Source organism: Arthrobacter sp. 210 2 (assembly GCF_059093025.1).
In genome coordinates this window covers 577,141-600,398 of the sequence record NZ_JBNHIE010000002.1, presented here as the reverse complement: position 1 = coordinate 600,398, position 23,258 = coordinate 577,141, and the positions used below count along the sequence as shown (strand labels likewise).

Sequence of the window (23,258 nt, the reverse complement as noted above, 5' to 3'; positions counted from 1 at the left end):
TGCTGTCCAAAAATGCTTGCCGCCAATGGTCAAAACCACTGCCGCGAACGGTCAATCAGTTTTGCCGTCTCCGGTCAGTTTAAAGTTGCCGCTTACAGGCGTGTTCAATCTGGAAAACAGAGCCGGAACCCCAATCTATATCCATGCCAAAATCTGCATCATCGACGACACCTGGTTCACCTGCGGATCGGACAACTTCAACCGCCGGTCCTGGACCACCGACAGTGAGCTCACCTGCGCCGTCATCGACACCTCTGCCCCTGGCCGGGATGCGCCCGCCACAGGCGCGGACCCCGGCGCTTCCCGGCCGCTGGCCTACGCGCTCCGGCGCCAGCTCTGGGCTGAACACCTTGGCCTGGACCAGAACGACCCGCAGCTCCATGCCCCGGAGGATGGGCTCAAACTGTGGAACGCCGCCGCGGACGCCCTTGACGGTTGGCACGAAGCCGGCCGCCGCCAGCCCCGTCCCAACGGGCATGTGCGGCACCACACCACCAAACCCGTGCCGCGACTTCAGCGTCTCTGGGCGGAGCCTGCAAACCGCTTCTTCGTGGACCCGGACGGGCGCCCCCGCCGGCTGCGCGGCACCACCCGGTTCTAGTGGCTGCTAGGCTACGCGGGCGGCCGCTGGGGCCGCACTGAAAAAACTGGGGGATCTCATGCCTGCAAAAACCATGCTCCGGCTCTCGGCCTGCGGGGCAGCAGCAGCCGCATTGATGGGCGCCGTGGCCGCGCCGGCCACGGCGGCCAGCACCGAGGGCACCACATTCACAATCCGTGATACGTGCACCGAGCTGGCACCTGAGGTAACAACATGCAGCGCCATGACCGAACGCCGTATCGAAGTCCATACACCGTCGGGGATCACGATATTCCAGGGCTACCGCGAGTATTCAGATGCCACCACGTACCCGGGCGGGTCGCACACGTCTGAGGGGACGCGCAGGTACCTTGTCGTTTACACGTCGTCGGTCGAGGTGCCGGATGGCATCTACTACCTCGACCCCCAGGTGACGCGGGTTGATGGTTCAGACGTTCTGTCCTACTCGGATGGGTTGACCTGCGTCCTGGATACCAACTTCGTGGAGGCGAACGTCTCCGGCGGCTACAACCACAGCACCGGCTCCTGCACCACCAGCTGATTGGCTGTGACCAGGCGAAGGCCCGTCCAACACCATTTGGATGGGCCTTCGGCGCAGCAAGGGGCAGAAGGCCGGGCCGGAGGACTGCCTGGCGGGCCGGCAGGGCCTGGCGAAACGGCAACTGATGAAGGTGCCGCCTAAGATGGCGAACATGGAAGAGCAGGCCCTGGCAGACATCGCGAACGGGCTGTACGCCGCGCCTTTGGAGGACTTTGTGGCGGCCCGGACGGCTGCAGCAAAGGAAGCCGCCGGGAAGGACAAAGAGCTGGGCGCCGCCGTCAAAGGGCTTCCCAAGCCGTCGGTTGCGGCCTGGGCCGTGAACATGCTCGCCCTGCACCAGCCCGAGGTCCTCGACGGACTGGCTGACCTCGGCTCCCGGATGCGCGCCGCGCAGGCCGCACTCGACGCACCGTCGCTCCGCGAACTGGGCCGGGAGCGCCGCACCATGCTGGCCGCCGCCGTCGACACCGCCAAATCGGTGGTCCAGCAGCAGGGACGCGCCATCAGCGAAACCATTGCCGGGGATGTCGAAGAAACCCTTCGGGCCCTGACGGCCGACGCAGGGGCCGCGGCTGCCGTCCGAAGCGGGCGCCTTGTGAAGACTCTGTCGGCGGATGGCGTGGGCGCCGCCGACCTCGAAGGGGCGGTGGCGGTTCCCGGGGCGCTTCCTGCTGCCCCGCCGGACGCTCCCCCGGCCGCGACCCCGGCCCGGAAACCGGCACCGACAGCCGACAAGAAGCAACGCACGACGGCGGAGCGCCCCTCCCAGCCCAAGGCAACCAAACCGCGGCTTGAGGCAGTCCGGCAGACGCCCCGGCCGGCGTCCCCGCCGGCGCTGGAAAAGGCCCAGGCAGCCCTGGCGGAAGCCCGGGAGGAGGAGGCCAGGACGAACGAACTGGCCCGGGAACTGCAGGAGCAGGCGGAACAAACCAGGACGGACATTGCCGCCCTGCAGCGGGAAACAGCCGAACTCCGTGACCGGTTGAAGGCCGCGGAGGAAGAGCTGGAGCGCTCCCGCAGGCGGCTCACCACCACGGCTGCCGAGGCAAAGCAGGCTGCACGGGCAGCGGACAAAGCCGGGCGGACGGCCATGCTGGCGCAGGAGCGGGTCCTCCGGCTGGGCAACACGCGGGGCTGATTCCGGGAATTGTCAGACCCCTCTTGCACACTGGATTTATGGAAAACCAACCCGTACAGGAATTTCACGTCACCTACTTCGATGCCGACTGCGGCCGGTCCAGGGCTGAAATTTTCGACACCCTGGCAGAGGCGCAGCGGTTCGCCAACAGGCACTGCTCCGGCGAGGACAGCTGGGCTGTCATCGATACTGTCAGCGTGGAGCACATCAAGATCGCTGCCTGACCGTCCCCGGGAGGTTACGGCTTAAAGCAGGAACCCGCACTGCCCGAATCAGGCAGTGCGGGTCCATACCGCTTATTGCAACGGTGCCCTATTGCAGGGACGTCGCCTACGCGAAGTCGGAAACCGCCGGGTCCGGGCCGATGCGGCCTTCACCGTTACCGGTGCGGTCCAGGGCGTTGATGGCCTCAACGTCCTCGGCGTCCAGGGAGACCTCCAGCGCCGCGAAGTTTTCACGGATCCGTGACTCGGTGACTGACTTGGGGATCACCACGTTGCCGATGGCGAGGTGCCAGGCGATGACCACCTGGGCGGGGGTGGCCTGGTGCTTGGCGGCGATTCGCGCCACCGTTGCGTCCTCAAGCAGCTCACCGCCCTGCCCCAGCGGCGACCACGCCTGCGTCAGGATGCCCTTCGAGGCCCCGAATTCGCGCAGCTCACGCTGGCTGAAGTACGGGTGCAGCTCGATCTGGTGGATGGCCGGGACGACACCTGTTTCATCGATCAAACGCTGCAGGCCTTCCACGGTGAAGTTGGAAACGCCGATGGACTTGACCCGGCCGCGCTTCTGGAGTTCGATCAGCGCCTTCCAGGTGTCCACGTACTTGTCCTGCTTGGGCTGCATCCAGTGGATGAGGTACAGGTCCAGGGTCTCCAGGCCAAGCCTGTCCATCGATTCCTCGAAGGCAGCCAGGGTGGACTCGTAGCCCTGGTCCGAGTTCCACAGTTTGGTGGTGATGAAGATCTGCTCCGGGGACAGGCCGGAGCTGGCGATGGCACGGCCCACTCCCGCTTCGTTGCCGTAGATCTTTGCGGTATCGATGTGGCGGAAGCCGGCTTCAAACGCCTGGCGGACTACCTTTTCAGCCACTCCGTCCTCAACCTGCCACACGCCGTAGCCGAGCTGGGGAATCGTGTTTCCGTCATTGAAAGTCAGTGTAGGTGAAGAAGTCATGGAATTATCCTGCCAAACAATCCACCCTGCGCCGGGGCATTCGGGTCCCGCTAAGCCGCACGCTTAACGGGGAATTTCCCGGCTTAACAGGGAATATTCCGGCCGGTGCAGCTAGGAGGCTTCTTCATGAAGGTGCCTCTCGGCGTCGGACACCTGCTGGTAAACGGCCTCCGCACGGCGGCGCACGGACGCGGCCCCTACCGGCACGGGCCCGACGGCGAGGCGCAGCATTGCCGCCGCTTCAGCGGTGGTGGCCAGCGAATTGCCCGCCTTGGACAAGGCCCGGTGAACGCCGGAAAGGGCAGCCGGGATGTCCAGCCCCTCGCTGGGTGAGCGGCGCTGCGCTTCCACGCAGACAGCCCTCACCCGGTCCAGGAGCGCGGCCAGTTCGTTGGCGATCTCCACCAGCTCCTCGTACAGCTGGTCGTCCTCCACGCCTTCGAGCACCTGGTGGAAGCGGTCCAGTCCCCGATGGAAGCGGTCGTGCGCCCGGCGCCACAACCCCTTCCCCAGTTCCGCGTCGTCCTTGCGCCCCTGCCTGGCAGCGCTGAAAAAGCCCAAGCGCAACCTACAGATACTGTCCGGGACCGTGGTCCGGGTCGTTCTGCTGCCCCGGGCGTCCCGGAGCGCCTGGGCGGGGACCGGCGGGCGCGCGCTGGGGCTCGCCGTTCTCGCCGATCACCACGCCCGGGGCGATCATTGTGCCCGGCGGAAGCTGGCGCAACTGCATCTGCGCTGCCGCGTGTTCCCGGGCTGCGTGCTGGGCTGCGATGGCTGTCTGGATGCCGTGGAACAGCCCTTCCAGCCAGCCCACCAGCTGCGCCTGCGCAATGCGAAGCTCTGCGTCGGAGGGTGTGGCCTCGTCCGAGAAGGGAAGGCTGATCCGGTCCAGTTCCTCCACCAGCTCGGGCGCCAGCCCGTCTTCCAGCTCCTTGATGGAGCGCTCATGGATTTCGGCCAGCCTGCCCCGGGCTGCGTCATCCAGCGGGGCGGACTTCACTTCCTCCAGGAGCTGCCGGATCATGGTGCCGATCCGCATTACCTTGGCTGGTTCGTCCACCAGGTCCTGCAGGCTGCTGCCCTTGGGCTTGGTGCCGTCCGGCTGGGTCGCCGGCACCGGCGGCTGGCTGTCGTCGATGGTGGTGCCTTCTACCGGGAGGTCCTCAGGTGCCTGAGTGTCTTTCGGATCGCTCATGGGTTCATACTCTCACGTGGAATCCGTCCGAACGCCACTCGATGAAGCCGCCTGACGGTTGTCCGCTGCGGGCCCAATCAGCAGCACCTGCCCTGCGGGTTGGCGTCCTGGCGGTCCGTCCGGTCGCGCCAGAACTCCCGCTCACTGAGTGGCGGTTCCTTGTGGCCGGCCTCCTTGTGGTGTTCGAGGTATTTGGTGTAGGCGTCGGCACCCATGACACCCCCCATATATCGTGCGAACCCCTTGAACCCGTTGGAGAGCGCTGCAAGTCCGGTGCTCATCAGTGGTGTCCTGCCCGCTCGAAGCGCAGGTTGGCGGGAACCTTTTCCCATTCCGCCAGCAGCTCACGCTCGGCACGGGTGGGAATGAGCCCGGCGGGAGCGAAGACGCGCGACGGGAGGGCCGGGTCTTCGTTGTCCTTGGTGGGAACGCCGGCCGCCCTGTTCCGGAACGCCCGGACGGTGGCGAGCAACGCCGTCGCAATGACAATGATGCTCAGGACCACGAAGATCACCGAGAGCCAGCCCTGGATGGCGGTATTGCGAACCACGGCCTCCATGGCCACTACGGTCTTGGCGCTGCCGAACTCGGTCTTCCCCTCGGCAAGGGCCTTGCTGAAGGCGGCGTTGTTGGCGAAGTAGCCTACGGCGGGGGTCGGGGAGAAGATCTTCTGGTAGCTCGCGGTGATGGTGACCACCGCGGCGAAGGCCAGCGGCAGCGCGACGATCCACAGGTATTTGAAGGTTCCGCGCTTGGCTGCGATGGCCAGGCACACGGACAGGGCGATGGCCGCCAGCAGCTGGTTGGCGATGCCGAACAGCGGGAACAGTGTATTGATGCCGCCCAGCGGATCGGTCACGCCCATCAGCAGCACCGCGCCCCAGGCACCCACCATGATCGCCGTGCAGAGCCAGGCTCCGGGCCGCCAGGAGGCTTCCTTGAACTTGGGGACGAAGTTGCCGATGGAGTCCTGCAGCATGAACCGCGCCACGCGCGTGCCGGCGTCCACTGCCGTCAGGATGAACAGGGCTTCGAACATGATGGCGAAGTGGTACCAGAACGCCATCATGGCGGTGCCGCCAATGAACTGCTGCATGATGTGCGCGAGGCCAACAGCGAGGGTGGGAGCGCCACCGGTGCGCGAGACGATGCTTTCCTCGCCCACGTTGGCTGCCGTCTGGGACAGGAATTCCGGAGTGAGGTTCACGCCGCTCAGGCCCAGGCTGTTGACCCACGTGGCGGCCGTTTCCACTGTTCCGCCCGTCAGTGCGGTGGGCGAGTTCATGGCGAAGTACAGGCCACGGTCAATCGAGATGGCGGCAACCAGGGCCATGATGGCCACGAACGATTCCATCAGCATTCCGCCGTAGCCGATGAAGCGCGTCTGGCGTTCCTTCTCCACGAGTTTTGGCGTGGTGCCGGAGGAGATGAGGGCGTGGAAGCCGGACAGCGCGCCACAGGCAATGGTGACGAAGAGGAAGGGGAAGAGGGATCCGGGGAACACCGGCCCGTTGTCCCTGCTGGCGAATTCGCTGAAGGCCGGCACGGTGATTTCCGGGCGGACAACGATGATGGCCAGCGCGAGCATCACGATCACGCCGATTTTCATGAATGTGGAGAGGTAGTCCCGGGGTGCCAGGAGCAGCCACACGGGCAGGATCGCGGCGATGAAGCCGTACACGATCAGGCCCCAGGCGATGGTCACCTTGTCCAGGCTGAAGATGTCCGCGCCCCACGGGGTTTCTGCCACGATGCCGCCGCCGATGATGGCCGCCATCAGCAGCACGAAACCGATCAGTGAAACCTCCATCACCTTGCCGGGCCGGAGGTAGCGAAGGTAGATGCCCATGAACAGGGCGATGGGGATGGTCAGGCTGACGGAGAACACGCCCCACGGGCTTTCACCCAGGGCATTGACGACGACGAGCGCGAGGATGGCGACGATGATCACCATGATGAGCAGGGTGGCGATGAGGGCCGCTGTGCCGCCGATGACGCCGAGTTCCTCACGGGCCATCTGGCCCAGGGAACGTCCGCCGCGGCGCATCGAGAAGAACATCACCAGGTAGTCCTGAACGGCGCCGGCGAGAACGACGCCGATGATGATCCAGATGGTGCCGGGAAGGTAGCCCATCTGGGCTGCAAGCACGGGGCCAACCAGGGGCCCGGCGCCGGCGATGGCGGCAAAGTGGTGGCCGAACAGGACGTTGCGGTCCGTCCGGACATAATCCTTGCCGTCGGCCTTGTACTCGGCGGGGGTGGCCCGGCGGTCATCCGGCCGGGTGATGTACCGCTCGATCACCTTGGAATAGAAACGGTAGCCGATCAGGTAGGTGCACACCGATGCGAACACGAACCAGATCGCATTGACGGTCTCCCCGCGGATGATGGCGAGCATGAACCACGCCACGCCGCCGAGCAGGGCGATGGCTGCCCACAAGGCGATTTTGCCGGGCGTCCACTTCCTCTCCTCTGCCTCCCGGGCATTCTCATCCACGGCAGCAGGGGGAAGGGCCTGATCTGTGGCCACAGCACCCTCCCTCCGGAATGAACCGTTCCGATCATCAGGCGTTCCGGCCATGTCTCCTCCTTGAGTGGGTGCAGGTCTCCCCTTACTAAGGCACCTTACCAACGCCGGTTGCAGATGGGGATGGGTTGCGCCGCCCGCCGCCGGCCGGTGCGGCGAACGGCAGCCACGGGGCGCCGAACGACCCCGCCGGTGTGTGGTTCTGCCCTAACCAACCAGCCCTCGGCGGGACATCGGGAGCACAGCCCGCGTACAGATCCACGCGAGCGCCGATCCCGTGAGCGGGACGGCCAGCACGAGCGCCAGCAGGTGCAGCCAGGGGATCTCCACGGCTGTCCGCATATCCGTCGAGGCCACAATAAGCACCGCAGGCACCGCCCCGGCGATGGTACCGAGAGCGGCCCCAAGACCGGAAGTGAGCAGTGCCTGCGCCGCAGCGAGCCCCTTCCGAAGACGGGGTGAGGCCCCCACTCCGGCAAGGGTCACATGGTCGTTCCGGGCGTCAGCCAGTGCCAGGCCGGTGGTGATGCCGGCGGCGCTGAGAGTTATCACTGCGCTGGCAGCCACGATCAACCAGAACATCCACTGGTTGTCCTGTGAGACTCCCGGCTCCGCCCAGAACCCGGCACCTGGCTGCTTGTAAACAGCTGCCACCGCCGCGGCCGCCGCGTCAGCTTCGGCGGCTGACGGCCGCCGGTCCAGCTGGACCAGCAGCTCGGCCGGTTCAGCCCGCAGGTCCAACCGTTCCGCCGTCTCCGGCGAGATGACCCCGTAGTAGGGAACGGCTTCAGCAGGTTCCACAACCACTGCAGGCAACGCGGATCTGCTGACGGTGTCGTGGGTGAGGGAAGGGTCCGACACCGATTCATTCCAGGTGCGCACGTCCTGGCCCAGCAGGACGGTTGTGCCGTCCCGGACAAAAACGGGATTGGTGACCACCATGCCCCCTGCGTCCAGAGCCGCCAAAGCCTCAGGACCGGCTTCCCTGCCCAGGACTGCCCTGATCTCATCCGCTCCACCCACGACTACCGCCCGGTGGGAGCCTGACCACTGGGCGAGCGCTCCCTGGCAGCGCCAGTCGGCCGGATCCTTGATGCGGCGCTGCGGGGTCATGGCGCACTCGTTGCCCTCAGGCCTGGCCAGTGAATACTGCAGGCAGTTGGAGGTTGCTGTCCGCGCCGGCGTTTCGGGGCTGGGAAGTGGCCCGTCGCCGCAATTCCGTGGGTAGGCGGGCGCAGTGATGACCTGGGTCCAGGCGACGGTGCCGATGGCGCGCTCCACGGCGGCAGAAAGCTCGGCTGGATCCACCTCCACAGGCGGTTGCGTGCTCCCATCGGCTGATAAGGGCTGGTCCAGGGACAGCGGCAGGAAGGTCTGGTTTTCCAGCGCGCTCCACGAGTGGTTGTCCCGCATCCAGGTTTGCTGGGTTGCCGACAGCACCAGGCCGGCGCTGGCCAGCGTGGCGGCGGCAAGCACCGCCGCCACCGCCGGGACGGTCCGTCCTCGATTTCGAACCGAGTCCCGCGCCGCCATCCTGAGGGGCAGGGACAACCATTGCGTCCGGGATGTCAGGCGGACGATCAGCCAACCCGTCAGCAGCACCAGCGCAGCCACGGCCAGCACTGTCCCGCCGATCAGCAGCGTGGCCACCAGTGGAAGCTGTTCTGCCTGCCGGTCCGGGTCCTTCGCTGACTGGCCCAGCAGCCAGCCGGCTGCCAGCAGCCCAACGGCCGCCACCAGCAGCACCGCCCCCGTGATACTCGTCCGCTTTCCGTTCCCGGCGGGAGCGCGCCCGGACTTGAGGGCACCGAGCACTGCCTGACGGGCTACCTGGCCGGCAGGAGCCACCGCGGCGAGGATGCAGGCGGCCAGCCCCATGAGCATTGCAACCGACGTCAGCAGTATGTCCGGGTGCAGTCCTGCCAGCCGGGCCGAGCCGGTGGACCGGACCCAGAGTACGACGACGGCTGCCGCCCCGAGTCCCAGGCCTGCGCCTGCCATGACGGCAATGGCACCGAGCCACAAGCCGGCCGCCGTTACGACGGCACGGACAGTGGGCGTCTCAGCCCCCGATGCAGCCAACAGCGCGAGTTCCCGCACTTGCCTCTTGGCGCCCACCGCGAAGGCCGCACCGGCAAGCAGGCCAACCTCCAGGAGGGCAAGGGCTCCGAGCAGGCCGAAGGAGGCGTAGAGGGTCAGCGCTTCCGTCGACTCGTACCTGGGCTGTGCACCACTGACCACCCGCTGGTCCAGGGGCGGTGGATCAAGCACTACGCTGCGGGACAGCACCGCGACCCCCTGGCGGTTGGCCGCCCGGACCTGCTGCCAGCTGACGGGCTCCGGTCCCACCAGGTAGTAGGACACCGACTGGGGCAGCTCACGCTCCCGGTCCAGGACAGCAGGCGCCACTTGCCCGGGCTGAACGTACAGGAAGCTGTTGTTGTCGGAGGCGTCCGCGTCACGAAGGGTGCCCACCGGCACAAAAATTCCTGCCGACGTCGTAAATTCCTCCCCGAGCTGCAAGTGGAAGCGTTCCAGCAGCCCACGCGATACCAGGACTTCCTGGCTGGATTCGGGAGCGCGGCCATCGAGGAGGGTGAACTTGCCTGTGAACGCGGGATTCAGCGCGTCCACCTGCACGCCGTTCAGCGACACCAACGCTTCCCCAACGGTGGTGGTGAGCTGCAGTTGGCGCATCGGCAGCACATCGTAGCCTTCGGGAAGCAATTCTTCAGGCGGCGTGGCGATGAAGTCGGGGTCCACGTTCCCTGTGCTGGATGCCACCACGACGTCGTTCAGCGGGTCCTGGATTGATTCGGCGTTGACTGACGCCAAGGCACTGAACCGGGCCTGCGCGTTGCCCAGTTCGTATCGGACGATCTCCCCGGGAGTGCGCTGCGAGCTCTGGTACAACGTGGCAGCCCCGGTCATCCCGGCCACCGGCAGCATGATCAGCAGCACGATCAGGAACGACCGTCCCCGGTGCCGCCGGATGTCCCGCCGGGCCATCCGAAGGGCAACCCGGAAACTGCTCCGGCGCCCTCCCGGCGCCGGAGTGAGGTCCAGGGGCATCAGTGGCCGGCCTGCGAGAGCAGCAGTGCAGGATCGTGCATGGCGGTCGCCTGGTCCACGATCCGCCCGTCGCGGAGGAACACCACCCGGTCGGCCCAGGCCGCGTGCCTCGCCTCGTGGGTGACCAGCATAACGGCGGCCCCTGCGTCAGCCCGCGAGCGCAGCACCTCCATGACGCCTTGGCCCGTGGTCGAATCCAGCGCGCCCGTTGGCTCGTCGGCAAGGATCAGGCGCCGCTTCCCCACCACGGCCCGCGCGATGGCCACCCGCTGCTGCTGGCCACCGGACATCTGGTCCATGAAGCGGTCCGCGAGTTCCGGAATTCCCACCTGGCGGAGGGCATCCGCCGCCTGCCTCTGGGCCTTCTTCGAAGCGGTGCCGTCCAGTTCCAGGGGCAGCGCCACGTTTTCGGCGGCGGTCAGCGTGGGAACCAGGTTGAAGTCCTGGAAAACGTATCCCACCGCACGCCGGCGCAGCCGGGCCAGCTCATTGAGACCCAACGCGGCCAGGGGGGTTGACTCCACAAAGACCGCGCCCGACGTCGGCCGGTCCAGTCCCCCGGCCAGGGCAAGGAGCGAGGACTTTCCCGAGCCCGACGGTCCCATAACCGCAACAAACTCGCCAGCGCTGATGGCAAGGTCCACGTCCCGAAGCGCGGCCACCGCCGTCGCGCCTTCCCCGAACGTCCTGCTGACCTTGGCGAGTTCCAGGACCTGCTGCGGCCCCCGGACGCTCACCGGCGGCTGTCCGCGTTGAGCGGGGTGGCGTCTTCCGTGACCCCGTTGGACGTTTTGCGTGCCGCACCCGTGCCGGCTGACTGCGCCTGCTGGACCATCCGGGCCTCGCAGAGGTCCAGCCAGCGGACCTCCGCTTCCGTTTGGAAGATCAGGGAGTCAAGGACCAGCAGCCAAGCCGTATCACCGCTGCGCTGGCTGGCCGCCGTGTCCCTGCGGGCTTTGGTGTAGTCCTGCAGCGACCTGATTGACGCCACCCGCTGTGCCTGGATGATCGACTGGACGTCCACCCCCGGGAGGGTGACGGCGAGCGCCAGCTTGATGGCGAGCTCGTTCCGCGGCGGGTTGGCGCGCTCCACCGGCGCCGCGAACCAGCTCTGCACCTCCGCCTTGCCCGCGGCCGTGATGCTGTACACCACGTGGCCCTCGCCGTCGTCGCCCTCCTTGGCAACGAGGCCGTCCCGCTCGAGCCGGTCCAACGTGGTGTACACCTGACCGATGTTAAGCGGCCAGGTGGCCCCGGTCCGGTTTTCGAACTCGACCCGCAGCTGGTAGCCGTAACGCGGCTGGTCCTGCAACAGGGCGAGGAGGCTGTGACGGATGGACATGCTGCTCCTTCGGCTGGTTACCGCCGGTATGCACGGACCCCCAAGACCCGTGCATACCGCGTATGCCTCGAAGCCTAGCCGAGCCCGCGCCGCAGCACAATACTGAGTATCTACTGGCTACATCAGGAGGAGGATCTTGCCTACGTGGTCCCCGCTGTCAAAGTAACGGTGCGCGGCCTGCACCTGGTCCAGCGGGAACGTCTTCGCCACCAGCGGGCGGATCCGCCCGTCCGTGACCAGCGGCCATACGGCGTCCCTGACCGCGTTCATGATGGCGCCCTTTTCCTCAACGGGCCGGGGCCGGAGCGCCGTGGCCACCACTGCGGCGCGCTTCTTCAGGAGTTGCCCCAGGTCCAGTTCCCCCTTGGTGCCGCCCTGCAGGCCGATGACCACCAGGCGGCCGTAGTCTGCCAGGGCATCCACATTCTGCTGGAGGTACTTGGCTCCGACGACGTCGAGGATCACGTCCGCGCCTTTTCCGCCGTTCTGCCGGCGGAGGCTTTCCGGAAAATCCTCCTCGGCGTAGTTGATGGCAATGTCCGCGCCCAGGAAGGCTTTCGCGGTGCTGACTTTTTCATCAGTTCCTGCCGTGGTGGCCACCTTGGCGCCGAAAGCCTTGGCGAGCTGGATGGCCATGGTGCCGATTCCACCGGTTGCACCGTGGATAAGGACCGTCTCACCCGGCTGCAGCTGGGCCGTCATGATCAGGTTGGAATAAACCGTGGCGGAAACCTCCGGCAGCGAAGCGGCCGTCACCAGGTCAACGCCGTCGGGCACACGCAGCACCTGCTCTGCCGGGACCGCCACCTGCTGCGCATAGCCGCCGCCGGCCAGCAGCGCCACCACCTTGTCGCCCAGCGAGAACGCCTTGGTAACCCCCGTGCCAAAGCCCGCGATCCGGCCGGAAACCTCCAGGCCCGGTATGTCCGACGCGCCGGGAGGCGGCGGGTAAAAGCCCCGCCGCTGCTGCACATCCGCGCGGTTCAGGCCGGCGGCAACCACATCGATCAGCACCTCGCCGTGACCCGGCACCGGCGCCTCCACCTCGCGGACCTCGAGGGCTTCCGGGCCGCCCGGTTCCGATATGTAGACGGCTTTCATAGACCACTTCCGTTCCTGACTGAATACTGGCTGCAACCAGTGTGCACCGGCAGCCTTCCGGGCTCTGTTTTGTTGCAGGCAAGTGCCTATGAAACACTACTAGTTGAGGAAGGTTGTCCGAGCGGCCGAAGGAGCTAGTCTTGAAAACTAGTGTGCGGTAACCCCGTACCAAGAGTTCGAATCTCTTACCTTCCGCAAAGAAGGCCCCTGTCCGCCAGCATGCTGGCCGGCAGGGGTCCTTTGTTTTAAGCCCGGCCTTGCCCCTCGGGTGAGGCGCATCGATTCCGCCGGGCCGGCCACACCTTTTCAGACCGCTTGTTGCCGCCCCGTAAATTCTTTGGACTTATCCGCGGCGCACCTCTTTTCTGGAAGCTACCGGCCGGTATTCTTTGTGATGACCGGCACATTTGGGGGAAGGCGCCGGCCATAAAACCAAAACCAGCAGCATCACCGGAACCGGGCTACGGGGGCTCCAGGCCGGTGGGCGGCACGTTCCGCTGGGGAACGTCCCACCGAATGCACGCTCTATCCACCCTGCGTTCATTCAGCGCTGTTGTGATGTGCCGGAAACCACTTGACCAGGAGCAGGGTCCGGGGCCACTTGTCCGTCGGTACAACCCGGACACACTCCATCGGGTCCCCCACCGGGACACCCTTATGAAAGTAAGAGCGGATGCATCAAACACCTTGGAAACTAGCGCTGGGAACAGCCCTGTCCGCGGGGCTCATCGCAGCTCCCCTGGCAGTTGTCCCGGCGGCCGCGGAGGTCTCAGCCGCGGCAGGCAGCTCGCCTGTTGTGATCAACGAGGCCTACCTCAGCGGCGGCAGCAGCGGCGCCGCGTACAAGAACAAATTCGTGGAGCTCTACAACACTTCTGACGTTGCGGTACCCCTGGACGGCTGGTCGTTGCAGTACCGCTCAGCCACCGGAACTGCCGCACCAACCAGTGTGGCCCCGCTGTCCGGATCCATCCCCGCCAAGGGCCACTACCTGGTGCAGGGCGGAAGCAACGGGACCACCGGCGCCGACTTGCCGGCCGCCGACCTCGTGACGGGCGCCCTCAACGTCAGCGGCAGCGGAGGTACCCTCGTCCTCGCAAAGCAGCCAACCGCCGTCGGACTTTCCACCGGTTCGCAGGTGGAGCCCGCCGGTGTGGCCGACCTCCTCGGCTATGGCACGTCCAACACCTACGAGACCCTGGCAGCCGCCGCCCCCGCGGGCAACAGTGACGTCAAGAGCCTCAACAGGACCGGCGGAGCGGACACCAACAGCAACACTGCAGACTTCACACTCAGCGCCGCCATCACCCCCACTCCCTCCGGCGGAACTGCCCCCGACCCCGGTCCCACGCCCCAACCGACCCCCGATCCGGTCATCAAGGCCATCGCCGACATCCAGGGAACCGGTGCCGGAAGCCCGCTGGTGGGCGCCACTGTCACCACCACCGGCAAAGTTACTGCGGCGTTCCCCACCGGCGGGCTGAACGGCTACTACATCCAGACGGCCGGCACCGGCGGAGACCTTCCGGCCACCACCCATGCCGCATCGGACGGCATCTTCGTCTACTCCCCCGCCACCGTGGCCTCCGTCCGGATTGGTGACTACGTGCAGGTGACCGGCACGGTGGCCGAGTACTACGGGATGACGCAGCTCAATGTCACCGCCGCCGCAGGGCTGGCCATGCTGACCGAAGCTGCCCCTGAAGTGAAGCCGACCATTTTCACGTTGCCGGCCAACGAGACGTTCCGGGAATCCCTCGAAGGAATGCTCCTGGCACCCCAGGGGCCATTGACCGTCACCGACAACTACAGCCTCAACCAGTACGGCGAGATCGGCCTGGCAGGAGGCACCACTCCCCTGGTCCAGCCCACCGCGGTGGCGCCGATCGGCACGCCGGAGCATGCCGCCGTCGTGGCCGAAAACGCCGCCCGCGGCATCAAGCTCGATGACGGCTCCAGCACCAACTTCCTGCGGGACGCAGCTACCAAGGCAACGGTCCTGCCGTATCTGACCACGGAAGACCCCGTCCGCGTGGGTTCCCCCGCGACGTTCACCACCAACGTGGTCCTGGGCTACGCCAACAACGCCTGGAAGCTCCAGCCGCTGACGCACCTGACCGGCACCAACAAGGCCACCGTCCAGCCGGCGGGCTTCGGTGCCACCCGGACGGACGCCCCGGCTGCGGTGGGCGGCAATGTGAAGATTGCTTCCTTCAACGTGCTCAACTTTTTCCCCACCACGGGCGACGTCCTGGCCGGATGCACGTTCTACGAGGACCGTGACGGCAACCCGATCACGGTCAGTGGCGGCTGCGACGCCCGCGGGGCAGCCAACGCCGAGAACTTCCAGCGGCAGCAGGACAAGATTGTGTCCGCCATTACCAAGGCGGGCGCAGATGTCGTCACCCTGATGGAAATCGAAAACTCAGCACAGTTCGGCAAGAACCGCGACGATGCCCTGTCCAAGCTCGTGGACGCCCTGAACACCGCCACCCCCGGCATCTGGGACTACGTTCGCTCGCCCGCCAACGCACCCCCGCTGGCCGACGAGGACATGATCCGTACCGCCTTCATCTACAAGAAGGCCGTGGCCGAACCGGTGGGCGAATCGATCATCCACAATGACACGGTTGCCTTCGCAAGTGCCCGCAAACCGTTGGCCCAGGTGTTCAAGCCCGTGGGCGGCGGCGCCGGCACCCAATTCATCGCCATCGCCAACCACTTCAAGTCCAAGGGATCGGCTGCAACCCCGGACGACACGGACAAGGGGCAGGGCGCCTCAAACCTGGCCCGTACCGCCCAAGCCAGGTCACTGCTGGATTTCGCCACCTCCCTGCAGTCCGCCAAGGGCACGGACAAGGTGTTCCTGATCGGCGACTTCAACGCGTATGGCAAGGAAGACCCCATCAACGTCTTCACATCCGCGGGATACGTCAACCAGGACGACAAGGCGCGCAACGCCGACGGTTCTGCCAAGCATTCCTACCTTTTCGGCGGGATGGTCGGCTCCCTCGACCACATCCTGGCCTCCCCTGCCGCCAATGCCGTGGTCACGGGTGCGGACATCTGGAACATCAACTCCGTGGAGTCCGTGGCGCTGGAGTACAGCCGCTACAACAACAACGTCACCAACTACTACGCGCCGGACCAGTTCCGGGCCAGCGACCACGATCCGGTGGTGGTCGGCCTGAACCTGACTTCTGCGCCTGCCACGGTGGATCTGAATTTCCTGGGCGTCAACGACTTCCACGGCCGGATCGATACCAATACGGTCCAGTTCGCAGGAACGATCGAAAAGCTCCGCGCGGCCGCAGCTCCGGGTGCCACAGCGTTCCTTTCGGCCGGTGACAACATCGGTGCCTCGCTGTTTGCCTCCGCTGTCGCCAAGGACCAGCCCACCATCGACGTGCTCAACGCCCTGGAGCTGCGGGCATCCGCCGTGGGCAACCACGAGTTCGACGGCGGCTGGGCGGACCTGCGGGACCGCGTCATCGCGGGTGGCAGCAACGCGAAGTTCCCCTATCTGGGAGCCAATGTGTACCGGAAGGGCACCACGGAGCCCGTGCTGCCTGAGTTCACGGTGCTGGAACTGAACGGCATCAAGGTGGCGGTGATCGGCACCGTCACCCAGGAGGTCCCCTCGCTGGTGACCCCCGCCGGCGTCGCCGACCTCGAGTTCGGTGACCCCGTGGACGCCATCAACCGCGCGGCCGCCAGGATCACGGCGGAAAACCTTGCCGACGTGATCATCGTGGAAAACCACGACGGCGCCGGCTCGGGAGTTGTGGAAGGTGCCACGCTGGAGGAGGAAGTCGCTGCCGGCGGCCCCTTCGCCAAACTGGTCACCGAAACATCCGCCGACGTGGACGCCATCTTCACCGGCCACACGCACAAGGAATACGCGTGGGATGCCCCTGTTCCGGGCAGTGAAGGCAAGACACGCCCCATCGTGCAGACCGGCAACTACGGCGAGAACGTGGGGCAGATCCAGCTCACCGTCGACACCACCACCAAGGATGTCACCGCGTACAAGGCCGGCAACGTCAAGCGCACCAGCGACCCCGCTGCCGACCTCATTGCCGCCTACCCGCGGGTTGCCGCCGTGGACGCGATCGTCCAAAAGGCCCTGGCTGACGCCGCGGTCATCGGCAACCAGCCCGTAGGCACCGTCACTGCGGACATCACCACCGCTTTCACTACGGACGCCACCGGCGCCGCCAAGCGCGACGACCGCGCCAGCGAATCCACGCTGGGCAACCTGGTGGCCGACTCCCTGCTGGATTCGCTGAAGCCAACCGAGCTGGGGGGTGCGGAAATCGGCGTGGTCAACCCGGGCGGGCTGCGGAACGAGCTCTATTACGCACCTGACGGCACCATCACCTACGCCGAAGCCAACGCGGTGCTTCCGTTCGTCAATAACCTGTGGACCACGTCCTTGACGGGAGCCCAGTTCAAGACGTTGCTGGAGCAGCAATGGCAGACCAACGCGGACGGCACGGTTCCCAGCCGCGCCTACCTCCAGCTGGGCTTGTCCAAGAACGTGAACTACACCTACGACGCGGCCCGCGCGGCGGGTGACCGCATCACGTCGGTTCGTGTCAACGGAGAGCTGCTGGATCCGGCGAAGTCCTACCGGGTGGGCACGTTCAGCTTCCTTGCAACCGGCGGTGACAACTTCCGGATCTTCACGGAGGGCACCAACACCCGTGACTCAGGACTGGTGGACCGGGACGCCTGGATCGGCTACCTGCAAAAGACCAGTCCCGTTTCACCGGACTTCGCCCGGCGTTCAGTGGCGGTCACCAACACGACGCCCACCGAGGTCAAGCCCGGTGAAGCCGTGGCGCTCACGGTCTCCAAGCTGGACCTGACGTCGCTCGGCAGCCCGGTCAACACCGCGTTGTCGGCCGTGTTCACCGACTCGGCAGGTACTGTCACGCAGCTGGGCACGGTGCCCGTCACTGCGGGTACCGCCGACGTCAGCCTCGCGGTTCCCGCAGGAGCGGCCGCCGGCCTGGCCACGCTGGTGCTTACGGCAGCCGAATCCGGCACGGCAGTTACCGTGGACGTGCAGGTGGCTGCAGACGGCAGCGTCCCGCCAGTCTGCACGCCGCCCGAAAAGCCCACGAGGTGGTACGACGTCTTGGGCTGGATCCGCTACGGAATCGCCTGGCTGCAGTACCAGGCCTGCCTCCGCGGCTAATGGCCGGTGGCTGATGCCGGGCTTCCGCCCGGCATCAGCCACCCCGTACTCACATATTGCAGGTTTTCGCCCAACGCTCTTTCACTCCGGTGAGAGAGCGTTGGCCGTTAAGGCGCCAAAGGTGATAGAGCGTTGGAAATTTAAGCACCAAAGGTGAGGGAGCGTTGGGCATTCGAGCGCCAAAGCTGATAGAGCGTTGGGGGTTTAGGCGCCAGAGGTGATAGAGCGTTGGGCGTTCGGCTGCAGGACGTGAGAGAGCGTCCGGGTGGTACGTCAGGAACCCAGGATGGCGGCGGCGATCTCGTCGGCGTCCCGGAGTGTCCGCTGGCCGCTGCGGTACACCGGCCCGCCGGGCTGGACCGCTTCGGCGGCAATGGCGGTCCCCCACTGGGTGGAGGACAGCTGCAGGCCCAGCACGTACAGGCCCTCGGTGACGGACCCGTTCGCCGCGACCGGGCGGTACGGGTGCGGCACCACGTCCAGGCCCGTGGACTGCACCGGCGCGCCTTCCGCCGTCATCATGAGCCGGGGCCGGACCGCGCCGTCGGCCAGGAGCTGCTCCAACAGCGGAGAATCGTTGGCCGAGACCCTGTTGCCGGGTGCGAGCGCCTCCACCATAGTCGCGGCCGACACCGGGGCCCCACTCACCCACGGCGAGGACGCCGTGAACATCCGGTTCCGGCGGTCGACACCGAACTTGGGGTCCGGGCCCACAAAGCTGACAACTCCGGCACGGGCCAGGGCCGCCAACTGCTCTGAGCGCAGCGCCGGCGGCCCGCTGGCCAGGCCTTCAACGAAGGACTCGAACCAGCCACGCAGGCCGGCCACCCACGATTCATCGGTGATGCCGCCGTCGGCCACTGCCGTCTTGAGGACAGCCCGTCCGTGATGGAGGGCGCCGATGGCCATCTTGACGGGGTCGTCCTCCCCCAGGGCGGAACGGCGGGCATCGTCCAGCAGGTACTCCACGACCGCGGCATCAAGTTCTGAGCGCGACGCAAAGGAACGCCCTGCCAGCGGCGCCGCGAGTCCGGGGAGGTCCAGCCGGTGCCGGGGCCCCACGTGGATGGCGAGCACGCTCTCCACGCTGTCCTCCCAGTTGGCCGCACTGTGGGCGTGGGGATGCAACGCCTCGTCCAGGGCGGCAAGGAAGGCGGCGGTATCCGGGACGGCGCCGGGCTGCGAGCGCACCAGGGTGGAGTAGTAGGCCCAGAGGGTGTCGCGGTGCAGCAGGGGCCACAGATCGTGGTCGAACCCGGGCCGGATGCCGGCCTTGCGGAAGCGCTCCAGCGCTGCTTCGGTGAAGTACCGGAGGGTCACTGAGCGCGGGTAGTAGCCTTCCAGCGCTGCCTTGGCACGGTACGGGGTTCCGCGCCGCGACGCAGCGATGATGAGCGGCTCCTGGCCGGACGGTTCATACTCCAGCCGTCCGCCGCTGGTGACGAACTTTCCGCCGCGGCCCTCGGTGAGCTGCACCATGGTGTCGAAGAAGTTCAGGCCCATGCCGCGGACCAGGACCGGTTCGCCCGCCGGGATCTGTGACCAGTCCACGTCGGCCGGCACAGCCGGCGGCAGATACCGCAGGCCCAGTTGCCCGGCGGAGGCCTGGAGTTCCCGCTGTTCCGGGTTCAGCCGGGACGGGATGTGGCCAAGCGCCAGGACCACTGAATGGGCGCGGAGGGTAGCGCCGGTGGCCAGGCCGACGTCGAACGTTCCGTCCTTTGAGGGGCGCACCGACAAGGCGGTCGCCTCGTGGAAGTCGATAGTGACGCCGTCGGGCGCTTTGTCCAGCAGATCCGCGAGGGTGCAGCGAAGGTACCTGCCGTAGAGGGCGCGGCTGGGAAAATCGTTGGCACCCAGCACGGCAAGTTCGGCCCGCTCGTCCGCTGTCAGGAACGGGAGCGGGTGGTGCTGCTGCCGGGCACGCCACTGCTCAAAGGTGGTGCCGGCCACCGGCGCCGGAAGTGACGGGTCCTCCGGAATCAGCGTGGGGTAGAAAGACTGGGTGTTCATCAGGAACAGCCGCGACTGCTCCGGCTGCCAGACATGCCCGGAGCCGGCCGGGTAGGGGTCGACCACGTCGATGTGGAGCCTGATGGCGCCGCCCGTCGTCCCGGCTGCGTTCAACGCGGCGGTGTTGTGTGCGGCGGCGTGGGCGAGCAGGCGTTCCAGTACGCTGGTGCCGCGCGGTCCGGCACCAATGATGGCTGTCCGGATGCTCTGCGTTATTTCCACGGCATCCAGAGTACGGGCTGTGAACCAAGTCTGCGCCGAACGCTTGACTTGCCAGCCCCCGGGGATGTTGTTTGGATGGGGCGCATGACCACCACTGCAGCTGATTCAGCGTCCGTCCCAGGTTCCGGCCAGGCCACCCCCGGCAGCACGCCTGCGGGCATCGCACCCGAGCCTACGGATGAGAATGTCTGGCTCGAAGACATCTACGGCGAAGAGCAGCTTGCCTGGGTCAAGGAGCAGAACTCCCGCACCGAGGACCTGCTCGAGGACGCCGACTACGTGGAACTGGAGGGCAGGATCCTCGAGGTCCTGGACTCCACGGACCGCATCGCCATGGTGGGCAAGCGCGGGGACTGGTACTACAACTTCTGGAAGGACCAGCAGAACCCCAAGGGCCTCTGGCGCCGCACCACGTGGGAGAGCTACTGCACTGACTCGCCCGAGTGGGACATCCTGCTGGACGTGGACGCCCTGGCCGCCGCTGAAGGCGAGGAATGGGTGTTCCACGGCGCAACGTTCCTCCGGCCCGCTCCCGGCGAGCCATACCGGCTGGCCCTGCTGGCGCTCTCCCCCGACGGCGGCGACGCCAACCGCTACCGCGAATACGACGTCGAGGCACGCGGCTTCGTGGACCCGGCCCGCGGCGGCTTTGACCTGCCGACGGCGAAGGGCAACGTGTCCTGGCTCGACGCGGATACGCTGCTGGTCGCCTCCACCGCCGACGGACTCCCCAAGACTGCCTCTTCCTACGCCCGTACCGCGGTGACCCTCAAGCGGGGCGCAGTTCTTCCTGCCGCGCCCCGGCTCTTCGAGGTCCCCGAGGACCACATGATGGCGGTGGTGGCGCACGATTCCACCCCCGGCTTCGAACGCACCTTTGCCGTGGACTACATCGACTTCTTCAACCGCACCAACCTGGTGCTGCGGGACGGGGAGTGGGTGGCGATCGATGTCCCCACCGATGTCAATGTCAGCGCCCACCGGGAATGGCTGCTGTTCCGCCCGCAGCAGGACTGGGTCCTGGACGGAACCACCTACCCCGCAGGATCGCTGCTGGCCGCCAACTTCGAGGACTACCTGGCCGGCGCCCGGAACGTCCTGGTCCTGTTCACCCCGGATGCCAGCACCTCGCTGCAGTCCTGGAGCTGGACCCGGAACTTCCTGCTGCTCAACCTCCTCAAGGACGTCTCGTCCCAGATCCGGGTCCTCGACCCGTCCCGACCGGCTGAGGGAACCGACAGCCAGAACGGACCTGAAGGCGCGTGGGCGTCCGCTCCCCTGGATGCCTGCCCGCCCCTGCACGACGTCAACGCCTACGCGGTGGACGACGAGGATGAGGTTGCGGCCGACGGCGGTGCGGGCGATGACTTCTGGCTCGTCGCCACCGGGTTCACCACCCCCAGCACGCTGATGCGGGGCACGCTGGAACGCAACCACGGCGACGCCGGAACGCCCGGCGTGGTGAGCCGTCATGCGGCCGTGAAGACGTCGCCGTCGTTCTTCGCCGACGGCGACTACGAAGTACAGCAGCACTTCGCGGTCTCCGACGACGGCACACGCGTCCCGTATTTCCAGGTGGCCGCGCGGAACCTGCCGCTTGACGGCCAGAACCCCACCCAGCTTTCCGGATACGGCGGGTTTGAGATTTCCCGTACGCCCTCCTACAGCGGCACCGTGGGCAGGGCCTGGCTGGAGCGCAGGACCACCGGCCTGCCGGGCGCCGACGGCCAGACCCCGCACTCCCGCGGCGGGGTTTACGTGGTGGCCAACATCCGCGGCGGCGGCGAATACGGCCCGGCCTGGCACCGGGCAGCCCTGCAGGAGAACAGGCACAAGGCGTTCCAGGACTTTGCCGCCGTGGCCCGCGATCTCATCTCTCGCGGCGTCACGTCACGGGAACGGCTGGGCTGCGTGGGCGGCTCCAACGGCGGACTGCTGGTGGGAAACATGCTCACCCAGTACCCGGAACTCTTCGGCGCCGTCTCGTGCGGCGTTCCGCTGCTGGATATGCGCCGCTACACCAAGCTATCTGCCGGCCACTCCTGGATCGCGGAATACGGTGACCCCGACGTGCCGGAGCAGTGGGAGTACATCAGGACGTTCTCTCCCTACCACCTGCTCAAGGACGGGGTGGAGTATCCGGAAACGTTCATCTGGACGGCGACGTCGGATGACAGGGTGGGCCCCGTCCAGGCCCGCAAGATGGCGGCGCGCATGCTGGCCATGGGCATTCCCAACGTGTGGTTCCACGAAGCCCTGGAGGGTGGCCACGCCGGTGCGTCCGACAACCGGCAGGCCGCCGCGCTGCAGGCCCGCAGCCAGCATTTCCTGTGGAAGGCGCTGGCGGGCGGGACCTCGTGACCCCGGAGTTGTCGGTACGGCAGGCCGTGGCAGGTGACGTGGAGCGGCTGGCGGAGGTGCACCTGCGCTGCTGGCAGGAAACCTACCGGGGCATGCTGTCCGACGCGCACCTCGCAGCAGCGGACCCTGCCGACAGAGCGGCCATGTGGCGGGCGTTGTTGGACCGGCCGGAACCGGCCGAGGCATGGGTGGGGTGCGACGGCGGCACGATCGTTGGGTTCTCCGGCGTCCGGCATGTGCCGGCTGTCGATCCCTGGCACGAGTCGCCGCCGCCGTCTTCCGGCGATCTTGAGTTGTGGGGGCTGTACCTGTTGGCCTCGCACCAGGGTCTCGGCCTGGGGCGGCGGCTGCTGGAGGCCGGCCTGGGCGCCGCAGCCGCGTCACTCTGGGTGGCCGCGGACAACGGCAACGCCATCGCTTTCTACCGCCGGTTCGGCTTTGCACCGGACGGGGCGGCGGAAGTGATTCCCAGCTGGGAGAACCTCCGGGAGATCCGGATGGTCCGCCCGGCGCAGCCCGCCTCCTGATGTTGCCCGCGTCCTGCCGCCATCTCCTGCCACCGGCGGACAGCCGTTTTGCACTGCATGCCCGGATCTGCGTATCCTTGGTGGGCTAGGAATAGCAATTGGAGACGTGCCAGAGCGGCCGAATGGACTTCACTGCTAATGAAGGGTCGGGGTTAAACTCGACCGGGGGTTCAAATCCCCCCGTCTCCGCGTTTGGCCCCGGTCCCCGGACCGGGGCCTTTTGCGTCTCCGGTGTACTT

Annotated in this window: 17 protein-coding genes and 2 tRNA genes; 9 read left to right on the top strand and 10 right to left on the bottom strand. The window is 66.8% G+C overall.

Going from position 1 to position 23,258, the window contains the following annotated elements; genetic code table 11:
* The first annotated feature begins 100 nt into the window (after positions 1-100).
* From AC5RWA_RS07245 to AC5RWA_RS07230, 4 genes are all read left to right on the top strand, one after another.
* Positions 101-601: a phospholipase D-like domain-containing protein gene (locus tag AC5RWA_RS07245; protein ID WP_494057068.1), complete on the top strand. Its 501-nt coding sequence runs from the start codon at positions 101-103 to the stop codon at positions 599-601.
* A 58-nt stretch (positions 602-659) separates the two neighbouring features.
* On the top strand, positions 660-1,142 hold the full coding sequence (locus AC5RWA_RS07240; RefSeq protein ID WP_079598290.1) for a hypothetical protein: 483 nt from the start codon (positions 660-662) through the stop codon (positions 1,140-1,142).
* A gap of 142 nt (positions 1,143-1,284) precedes the next feature.
* Positions 1,285-2,280 carry a hypothetical protein gene (locus AC5RWA_RS07235; RefSeq protein ID WP_258868599.1) on the top strand — a complete coding sequence of 332 codons (996 nt, stop codon included), beginning with the start codon at positions 1,285-1,287 and terminating at the stop codon, positions 2,278-2,280.
* Between the two features lie 38 nt (positions 2,281-2,318).
* Positions 2,319-2,504, top strand: coding sequence for a hypothetical protein (locus AC5RWA_RS07230; protein WP_079598291.1), 186 nt, complete (start codon positions 2,319-2,321; stop codon positions 2,502-2,504).
* A 106-nt stretch (positions 2,505-2,610) separates the two neighbouring features.
* Here AC5RWA_RS07230 and AC5RWA_RS07225 read toward each other — a convergent pair whose 3' ends face one another.
* The 9 genes from AC5RWA_RS07225 to AC5RWA_RS07185 all read right to left on the bottom strand — a co-directional run bounded on the left by AC5RWA_RS07225 (position 2,611) and on the right by AC5RWA_RS07185 (position 12,693).
* Positions 2,611-3,456, bottom strand: coding sequence for an aldo/keto reductase (locus AC5RWA_RS07225; RefSeq protein ID WP_494057067.1), 846 nt, complete (start codon positions 3,454-3,456; stop codon positions 2,611-2,613).
* Between the two features lie 111 nt (positions 3,457-3,567).
* Positions 3,568-4,017, bottom strand: coding sequence for a hypothetical protein (locus AC5RWA_RS07220; RefSeq protein ID WP_079598339.1), 450 nt, complete (start codon positions 4,015-4,017; stop codon positions 3,568-3,570).
* A gap of 7 nt (positions 4,018-4,024) precedes the next feature.
* Positions 4,025-4,651, bottom strand: coding sequence for a bacterial proteasome activator family protein (locus AC5RWA_RS07215; RefSeq protein WP_494057066.1), 627 nt, complete (start codon positions 4,649-4,651; stop codon positions 4,025-4,027).
* Positions 4,652-4,728: 77 nt separating this feature from the next.
* Positions 4,729-4,932 carry a YbdD/YjiX family protein gene (locus AC5RWA_RS07210; protein ID WP_494057065.1) on the bottom strand — a complete coding sequence of 68 codons (204 nt, stop codon included), beginning with the start codon at positions 4,930-4,932 and terminating at the stop codon, positions 4,729-4,731.
* On the bottom strand, positions 4,932-7,232 hold the full coding sequence (locus tag AC5RWA_RS07205) for a carbon starvation CstA family protein (protein WP_181884869.1): 2,301 nt from the start codon (positions 7,230-7,232) through the stop codon (positions 4,932-4,934). The genes AC5RWA_RS07210 and AC5RWA_RS07205 overlap by 1 nt, the downstream gene beginning before the upstream one ends.
* A gap of 153 nt (positions 7,233-7,385) precedes the next feature.
* Entirely contained in the window at positions 7,386-10,250 is a 2,865-nt protein-coding gene (locus tag AC5RWA_RS07200; RefSeq protein ID WP_494057064.1) for an ABC transporter permease family protein, read from the bottom strand.
* Positions 10,250-10,987, bottom strand: coding sequence for an ABC transporter ATP-binding protein (locus AC5RWA_RS07195; protein WP_079598295.1), 738 nt, complete (start codon positions 10,985-10,987; stop codon positions 10,250-10,252). Before AC5RWA_RS07195 ends, AC5RWA_RS07200 begins: the two co-directional genes overlap by 1 nt.
* On the bottom strand, positions 10,984-11,592 hold the full coding sequence (locus tag AC5RWA_RS07190; RefSeq protein ID WP_115525930.1) for a PadR family transcriptional regulator: 609 nt from the start codon (positions 11,590-11,592) through the stop codon (positions 10,984-10,986). Before AC5RWA_RS07190 ends, AC5RWA_RS07195 begins: the two co-directional genes overlap by 4 nt.
* 117 nt (positions 11,593-11,709) lie before the next feature.
* On the bottom strand, positions 11,710-12,693 hold the full coding sequence (locus tag AC5RWA_RS07185; RefSeq protein ID WP_079598297.1) for an NAD(P)H-quinone oxidoreductase: 984 nt from the start codon (positions 12,691-12,693) through the stop codon (positions 11,710-11,712).
* Positions 12,694-12,800: 107 nt separating this feature from the next.
* On the opposite strand from AC5RWA_RS07185, the gene AC5RWA_RS07180 reads away from it, so the two are divergent.
* Positions 12,801-12,888 (top strand) — tRNA-Ser (locus tag AC5RWA_RS07180).
* A 478-nt stretch (positions 12,889-13,366) separates the two neighbouring features.
* Positions 13,367-17,896 carry an ExeM/NucH family extracellular endonuclease gene (locus AC5RWA_RS07175; protein ID WP_494057063.1) on the top strand — a complete coding sequence of 1,510 codons (4,530 nt, stop codon included), beginning with the start codon at positions 13,367-13,369 and terminating at the stop codon, positions 17,894-17,896.
* A gap of 273 nt (positions 17,897-18,169) precedes the next feature.
* Here AC5RWA_RS07175 and AC5RWA_RS07170 read toward each other — a convergent pair whose 3' ends face one another.
* Positions 18,170-20,131 (bottom strand): FAD/NAD(P)-binding protein, encoded by a 1,962-nt coding sequence (locus AC5RWA_RS07170; RefSeq protein ID WP_494057062.1) that lies wholly within the window; start codon positions 20,129-20,131, stop codon positions 18,170-18,172.
* 84 nt (positions 20,132-20,215) lie between these two features.
* Between AC5RWA_RS07170 and AC5RWA_RS07165 the strand changes: the two genes are divergently transcribed.
* The 3 genes from AC5RWA_RS07165 to AC5RWA_RS07155 all read left to right on the top strand — a co-directional run bounded on the left by AC5RWA_RS07165 (position 20,216) and on the right by AC5RWA_RS07155 (position 23,208).
* Positions 20,216-22,492, top strand: a complete 2,277-nt coding sequence (locus AC5RWA_RS07165; protein ID WP_494057061.1) for a prolyl oligopeptidase family serine peptidase — start codon at positions 20,216-20,218, stop codon at positions 22,490-22,492.
* Positions 22,489-23,019 carry a GNAT family N-acetyltransferase gene (locus tag AC5RWA_RS07160; RefSeq protein WP_494057060.1) on the top strand — a complete coding sequence of 177 codons (531 nt, stop codon included), beginning with the start codon at positions 22,489-22,491 and terminating at the stop codon, positions 23,017-23,019. The genes AC5RWA_RS07165 and AC5RWA_RS07160 overlap by 4 nt, the downstream gene beginning before the upstream one ends.
* Positions 23,020-23,119: 100 nt before the next feature.
* Positions 23,120-23,208 (top strand) — tRNA-Ser (locus tag AC5RWA_RS07155).
* The last annotated feature ends 50 nt before the right edge of the window (positions 23,209-23,258 follow it).

Bases quoted from the DNA above. Each gene is read 5' to 3' on its own strand.
- AC5RWA_RS07175 (WP_494057063.1), top strand. From the start codon at position 13,367: ATGCATCAAACACCTTGGAAACTAGCGCTGGGAACAGCCCTGTCCGCG.
- AC5RWA_RS07205 (WP_181884869.1), bottom strand. From the start codon at position 7,232: ATGGCCGGAACGCCTGATGATCGGAACGGTTCATTCCGGAGGGAGGGT.
- AC5RWA_RS07235 (WP_258868599.1), top strand. From the start codon at position 1,285: ATGGCGAACATGGAAGAGCAGGCCCTGGCAGACATCGCGAACGGGCTG.
- AC5RWA_RS07215 (WP_494057066.1), bottom strand. From the start codon at position 4,651: ATGAGCGATCCGAAAGACACTCAGGCACCTGAGGACCTCCCGGTAGAA.
- AC5RWA_RS07225 (WP_494057067.1), bottom strand. From the start codon at position 3,456: ATGACTTCTTCACCTACACTGACTTTCAATGACGGAAACACGATTCCC.
- AC5RWA_RS07230 (WP_079598291.1), top strand. From the start codon at position 2,319: ATGGAAAACCAACCCGTACAGGAATTTCACGTCACCTACTTCGATGCC.
- AC5RWA_RS07200 (WP_494057064.1), bottom strand. From the start codon at position 10,250: ATGCCCCTGGACCTCACTCCGGCGCCGGGAGGGCGCCGGAGCAGTTTC.
- AC5RWA_RS07240 (WP_079598290.1), top strand. From the start codon at position 660: ATGCCTGCAAAAACCATGCTCCGGCTCTCGGCCTGCGGGGCAGCAGCA.
- AC5RWA_RS07185 (WP_079598297.1), bottom strand. From the start codon at position 12,693: ATGAAAGCCGTCTACATATCGGAACCGGGCGGCCCGGAAGCCCTCGAG.
- AC5RWA_RS07190 (WP_115525930.1), bottom strand. From the start codon at position 11,592: ATGTCCATCCGTCACAGCCTCCTCGCCCTGTTGCAGGACCAGCCGCGT.
- AC5RWA_RS07210 (WP_494057065.1), bottom strand. From the start codon at position 4,932: ATGAGCACCGGACTTGCAGCGCTCTCCAACGGGTTCAAGGGGTTCGCA.
- AC5RWA_RS07165 (WP_494057061.1), top strand. From the start codon at position 20,216: ATGACCACCACTGCAGCTGATTCAGCGTCCGTCCCAGGTTCCGGCCAG.